The organism is Psychrobacillus sp., assembly GCF_056205495.1.
This window is the reverse complement of sequence record NZ_JBAEAP010000325.1, coordinates 1-7,264: the sequence shown is the minus strand read 5'-3', so window position 1 is coordinate 7,264 and position 7,264 is coordinate 1. Positions and strand designations below refer to the sequence as shown.

General features: G+C 35.5%; 3 protein-coding genes. All 3 read right to left on the bottom strand.

Annotation, left to right across the window (positions count from 1 at the left end; all coding sequences use genetic code 11):
• On the bottom strand, positions 1 to 4,010 hold a 4,010-nt coding region (gene dptH / locus AC06OU_RS09610; protein WP_475855452.1), incomplete at its 3' end, for a DNA phosphorothioation-dependent restriction protein DptH.
• Complete coding sequence (dptG, locus tag AC06OU_RS09605) at positions 3,991 to 5,370, bottom strand: DNA phosphorothioation-dependent restriction protein DptG (protein ID WP_475855451.1); 1,380 nt, start codon at positions 5,368 to 5,370, stop codon at positions 3,991 to 3,993. The genes dptG and dptH, both read right to left, overlap by 20 nt.
• A gap of 1 nt (position 5,371) precedes the next feature.
• On the bottom strand, positions 5,372 to 7,264 hold a 1,893-nt coding region (gene dptF / locus AC06OU_RS09600; protein WP_475855449.1), incomplete at its 5' end, for a DNA phosphorothioation-dependent restriction protein DptF.

The following is a 7,264-nucleotide window of genomic DNA, read 5'->3' as shown; positions in this document are numbered from 1 at the left end:
AGTACAACCACAGTATCCTCCTCTGAAGTATCATCACCAACAGGTATGGCTTCATCTTCTAACATGTCGTCTTCCGCAGTATCTATAGTTGAAGGTAGTGGTATTATCTCTTTTTCTTCCTTAGGCACTACCTCTACAGATTCCACCACACTAAAGTCCTTCGCTTTCAACTGCTCCATTCTAACTCCTAGAGATCGATATGCAGTATCCTCAGGTATTTCATAGATTAAAACCATGTTTTCACGATTCTTTGTTTCTTTTACTAAATGTTTTTTAAAGGAGATTATTGCTCCTACTCCATGTTCTGCAACTAAATCATCGCTTATCACAAACTCATCATTTAGTAATTTCTCCAATACTTCCTCTGATATGTCATAGGATTGTTCTGGCCAGAAATCATTTTCTCTCATTTTGTTGGCATTAATAATTAACATACGGGCAAAAAAGTTTCTTAAAAACTTTGCATCAAAAGACGTATCATTGATTAAGTTATCTTTTAATCGCTCATTTAGTTCTTTTACCTGTTTAATACCCTTTTCAATAACATCAGAATTGTTAAAGCCTATTTTCACTTCTACAGGATAAAAATGCAGCTTTAATTGGCCTTGTTCATTTTCAAGCCCTAATAAAAGTAGGTCATCACTGCAGTTCCCTGTTCTACCAATTGTCTTCCCAGAGAAGATGCCGTCCTTACGACTCAATCGAATGTTTCCTGCCACACGAACTATCTCTTCCATCGAAATTGGAACCCATAAAATATTGCTAGAATTCAAGTAAAGTAATGCATGCTTAATAGCAGCGACAATACTCATTTTTTCTCTTTTATCATGACCTTGGTTTTGGACGGCTCTCAGTAACCATTCACCATTAAATGTATTAAATGACTTGATAATATGATCAATATTTTCATCAGGTACTTTTACTCCTTGGGATTGAAGAAACCCATCAATTACATTGAAATATTGTCTAGACTTGTCTGTAATCGTAATTGCATCATATTTGCTGCTTGAGGATAGCTGGTCTGAATAATGAACAATGACAAGATTATCAGAGCTATCCTGGAAGTAACGTAAATCCACTGCAGGGTCGATGAATGTTAACCAAATCGAATTATTGTAAAGTAATTTTAAATAGCTTTCATCGTCCTCATCGATATGAAGGGAAATGACATTATTCTTTTTATATGGATCTTTACCATAATTTTTATTGTTCGCGCTTAGCTCATTAATAGCTGCTGCAAACTGTGTTAACAGGGAGCGTTTCGTATTTGATGATCCTACCCCAAAGCCTACACGGTATCCACCGTTTTCAGTTCTTTGAGAAACTGTGGAAACAAAAAGTCCGTCTAAGTTCATAGCATTCGGTGCATTTTGAATAATTTGCTTAGACATCTGCTCCTTATTTTGCATCTTATAGAAGGTTAAATGGCTGTAACGCGGTTCCTCTTCGATAGGAGCCTTATAGAAGCTTAAATGCTTTTGAATCTCTAATAGTACATCCTCTGCATCAAATTGCTTAGTGGAACAATCTATATCAAAGATTTCCTTAACCTCAGCAGGAGTGCTTAGTGTATTAAAAAGCTCAAAGGCACTTGTTGTATTTAAGTTTGATTCATAGCTAGTTACCTCCAGGTCGAACATACTGGAAAGTGTTCCTGTTTGAGTAATACGATCCTTAAACCATTTTAAAATCCCTTTTAATATCTCTTTGTCATTCGTTAAATTGATAATGTTGATATGCATTTTAGGCTTGTTACTAATCGTAAATAAATAATCATAATAGGTAATAAATTGCTTTAGCTTCTCACGTATCAAATTAGCTAAATAGGCATTCGTTTCACCAATCTGAACCTCTTTTTGAGGCTGAAAGCAGTGCCATTCAGACATATTATTTAGAGAGTCAGGCTTTAAATAATTATCGTCAATTGGACTTACTAAATAAGGAATGATAAATGCTGGCTTTAAACGCTTTAATATATTTTCATCTATTACTTGCCCTTCCACCTCTTCTATAATTTGCAGCTGGTATGCGACATTTAAAGGTGAGAACGGTGTCATATATAGTTTGTCATTGTATTGCAATGTACCCAAGTATAATAGATTTTTCTGTGCGTTGGACAGGTAATCGTTATCTCTAATCTCATGAATAGCAGATACGAATTCTTCAATATATACTTTAGCTGCATTACGTATTGCCTCGTCATAATAAATAAGCGTGGGAATCGATTTTTTACTCTTCAATGCATTTAAGAAGGAATCATAGGCTTTTTCTACTCCCTCAGGCAAATCCAATGGTTTAGCTATTAAGCTTTGGATATTATACTCTGCAATCCTTACTCCCTCATCTAGCCACTGTTGCTCCAGTAGGTAAAAGAGAGCTTCTTCGTTAGATAGCTTATATGGCTGCTGACCAATATTAATCTTTTTTCCATCATCCGCAATAATAAATGTCTCTTTAAGATTGACCTTACGTAGCCAAATCTTCTGAGAAGAAATGTCCTTCGTCTTAAATACCTCGTCACTCACAACAATGGGTAGTCTACATTTATTATGAACAATATCAAATTGTATGGAGCTAGTATCCTCATCTAATAACCCTAGCTCAAAGGACACCTCGACTCCTGCATCCTCTACCCTAACTATTTCATCCTCATTTTGTACAACGGCTTGAACAGATCCGTCTCCAAAAATGAGATTTTCATCCGATAAATTTAATAATAGTCGTCCCGAGGAGGTTAAACCGTATGAAAGCTCATAACGCTTTAACCAATCCTCCGTTTCCTTGATAATCATAATGCGGATAGTGAACGCACTTGAAGACATATTTTCATGCCTATAGGAAATATTTTTAAAGGTACTATACTCATCACTTAATTCAATATTAGCTAATAATGAATGTCCCTTTGCAGTAACAAAATTAGCAGAGCGCTTTAATATATAGTTTTCACTCGTGTGGCGACTAAAAGGTAGTTTGACTTCAATAGTTTCAGACGGCTCATAGTCAGGGTGAAATATGATTACCTCGTAGGTACGCTTTTTAGAGCTTTTTTGCCAAAATGATTTTATCTTCTCATTAGACTTCTTTCGAAGGACAGTTATTTCATCTGCTTTCAAATAGATATCCTTACGTTCGGCAACTTTATCTTTCGCCTTTAAAACATCTACTAAATCAATTCCGTCCTCATCCTTATAGAGCTTCTTACCAAAGTCATCAAAAAGATCCACTAAACGATCTTCTCCATTACCTAATTCTCTTAGACGGGAAACCTCATCGAATAATTCTGTGTTGTTGGTTAGGCGTTTATCAATTTCTTTTTGTAGCTTGTTATATTTATTACTGTCAACTGCCTCTTGATCCCTGGATTCAATTATCAAGTTAAGCAAGGAGTCCTTAAAATAACCGAGTGACTTATAATCTTCCTCCTGGATTTGCTGTCCATTTGCCCAGTTCAAAATCTCTTCAAAGTCTAAAAACGACGGCTGCTCTGAATAATGTAATTCCTCCGTCTCGGCTAGATAATGCAAGAGAATTTCCTTGTCCTGCCCTACCAATGCACTTTCCTTGATATACTCTTCCAAGTTGTTGACTATTTGACTTGCATGCAGTGGCATCCCCTCAGAGGTAAGATCCTTACTACCACCTTGAATAGAATCTAACAGATTATCTGAAATTATTACTAGGGATGTATTTTTCCACTCCCCTTTTTGCTCACTCATAAGATTACGTAGTGTAACTAAAAAGTCTATATGTGTTTCATCTAGAGTAGTAGCTAGCACATATTTATGATTTCCATAATTCAATGAATCTGCTGTATAGGCCTCACTGCCACCAGGTACTGTGTAGATAAAATCACTTGCCGCTGGTAAATCCTTTAGTGCATCTATAATTTCCTTAACATATATCTCCGAAGGAAGTGAAAGAAAATATCGATTTACTATTCCTTGCTTTACTTCCTTTGCGAAATAACCTGATAGCTGATTTGCTATATGATTATAAAATGGCTTTGACATATTGAGCATCCCCACTATCACTTTTTTTATCTAGGTAATTTAAATTATCTAGAATTTTTACTACCTCTTCCTTAGAATATTTATCAAAGAAGACACCACGATTTTCTAATTCTATCCAAAGCTTGTTTAATTCTAATTGACTCCCACGAGGCCCTACTGCTACAGCTATTAGGGAAATGAGCTGGTTCATATTTAATGCTAGTATATTACCTAATGATCCACCTGATTTACGATAGAAGCGTGTTGCAATAGTCTCAAAGGCCACACTATAACGGGAATTAATCTCCTCTTTAACATTTCTACGTAGCGTGTCGTACAGATCCTTAAACGCCTGCTGCAAGTCCTGTTCCTCATAAGGAATTCTTTCAGTTAACGGGAAATATAGCTTATACTCTTCATTTATCCAATAATAAATAGACTTTATAAATTCTTCTTGCGCAGCTGGTGATTGTTTTTGGAAATAGTCTGCATAATCCTTATAAAACCAATTGCTCTCTTGAGTGAAGGTATTGTTACCTAATATATTTAACGTATGCTCATGGGCAAAGAAGCTTCTTATCTCCTCACGTAAGAAACGTAACCCCTCATTATAGAAATCCCGTCTCTTAGAAGCTGTTTCGCTCATATTCAAGAATACAATACGATGCAGCTTATCTGTTTGAGCTGAAGTTAGTTTATTGGTTTGAATTACAATTTGGGACATCGCAATAAATGTATAATGCACAGCTATATCCGCAAAATGCTGGATTAAAAATGCCGGATTCGTCGATAGAGTCTTCACATCATTTAAAAATTGCTGCTGCAAGCCTGGAAAAAGCATCTTATATTTTCTCTTAGTTAATGGCTTATTGTCTGCCTGTCCTGAAATACGTATAATCTCACTTAATAAATCCTCAGTTTTTAATTCACTAAACAATGAGTTGAATTCATTCTCGTAATCTCTAATAAATAAATCATAGAAGAAATTAAAATAACCAATCTCGCCCTTTTTTTCATCCTTATGATTAATAAAAGGGATATTTTTAAAATGTTCTACTCTGGTAATTGTAGAATTTTCTATATCCTCTAGCTCATTTTCAATAAACAGCTTAAATACTTCCGTTGTTTCATCAGAATCAAATTTTCCCTCTCCTAAGATTCCATCAATAGAGTTTTCATTTTTCTCGTATTCTATACTTTCACCATCTAGTACGCGCATCGTCGCTCCAACAATGGCTGCATAGCCATTTTCAAACTTAGCGCGCTCTGGTTTACGTGTAGGGAGAGGTAGCACAAACGTATTTTCTCGACGACGATACGTATATACTCCGTTCTTTTCCACAAAGTCTCTAATTCTTTGATAATCTAATTGGAAAATCATGCTATACCTTCTTTACATCGAATTTTGCTTTTGAAAACTTAGGCTTAGAAATTTCATAATACTCATTCGTCGGTACATGTACCATTAGTAATTTCTTTTCTTTATCCTCAAAATACTTGATGAGCTTATTATAGAAATCTTCAAATTGTATGGCTTGTCCTACCTCGTGTAGGTTAGGTCTATGACCATTGCTTACCTGTCTTAAAATTTCAAAAAGCTTTAAATCTAAATCAAAGTTAATATCATTGAAGCCTAGAGTGATATAGTGGTTAGAGGCATGTAGGTCACCCTCCTCGACACTACCATACAGATCCATATCTAATGTGCTTTCCAAATTCATAGGGATCGCCATTCTAAATTCCTTCTTCAAATTATTCGTAATGTACGCATATGAATCCCGTGGGGATCCCTTCCATTGGTAAACTACCTTTTCAAGTAGCGGGAATACCTCCTCGATGACTTCCCCAGTACCTTTATAAAAGGCATACAGGTATTTTACAAAGTGGCTAAAATCTGATTGCTCGTTGTTTTCATTTAATAATTCTTTCAAACGAATGACAAAACGGGCCACTTCTAAATGTTCGTTTAAAGAAATGGCATTTCTCCAATAATTATCGTAAGGAATATTACCGTCTACACCTATTACACTCGATAAATATGTGGATAGATCTGGCTGCATGAATATACTAGCGATCAATTCATCATTTAAGCTATTTTTAATGAATACGGGATCTAACTCATTTAATCCAAATAAAATAGCTGATCTTTCTGGATGATTGAACAGTAAATTTGGTAAGGAGTTTTCCAACGAAAAAGCAGTGCTTTGTGGATTTAACAATATCTCGGAGGGTACTATCAAATCTACAATAAAGTTATAAAACTCTCGCGTAGAAACTATCATCTTATTTCTTATAATGACATGTATTATCTTCTCTACTATTCTTTTTCTAACTTGTTCATTCATCAATAATAAATAATTCTCATGAGCCATCGTCCATTTGTTATTTGATTTGTCCTGCAGCCATGCTTGATATATTTCATTAACACCCTCAGGTGCTGTAATTTTTTCAAGTATTTTGGAGAAGAAGGTTGAATATACTCCCTTTTCACTGATACTATAGTATTTTTCCTTAGAGAAATCTACCGTGTGAAAGCTTTCAAATGTATCGGTCTTCTTATCACTTTTAGTCTTATTAAAAATATTTAAGGAATCAATGTAGCTCGTGAACAATTGGAATTGACCCTTTTCTTTTTGTAGCAAATAAAAGTTGTGTAGTTTACCATAATTTATTGCCACAACGATATGTTGTTTAGGAACAAAGCCATCCTCAAATGGAGAGAGAATACGCTCCAGCGTTGCCTCAGCAGGCTTCGTTCTTTCATAGGACTCCGTAGCATCATTATGAATATAGACATTGTTGAATAGATTAGGTTTCGTAGCTTTCAGATACGCTAAAAGATGGCTTTTCCCATCCCCCACACTTCCTAGTAGTAAAAGTAGCTGGGGACTACTAGATGCTTGCATCTCTTCTAGCTTTGCTACAGTGTCCCTCTCTATTTTTCTTTCTACATGCATATAACTCTGGAAGTTGCCGAGCTCATTTGCATTTACTACCGTTTCATTAGAAGACTTTTGTAGGCCTTTAATTTTTTGAAGGAATAAAGATCCATATTTGCTTGGCTGTTTCTTAGATTCATCTGTTTGATTAGTAGCAGATGAGATTTCTACTACTCTCTCTTCTATTTTATCTGGCGTATGAACAGACGCAGCAATCTCTGCGTTACTTGTAGTACTCAAAATAGCTCTCTCTCTTCTTTCCTTGATCTCGTGCACAGCCTCCAACACTTCAGGTGGTCGCATATCCTTTATGCTTACCATTGGTTTCACTGAATG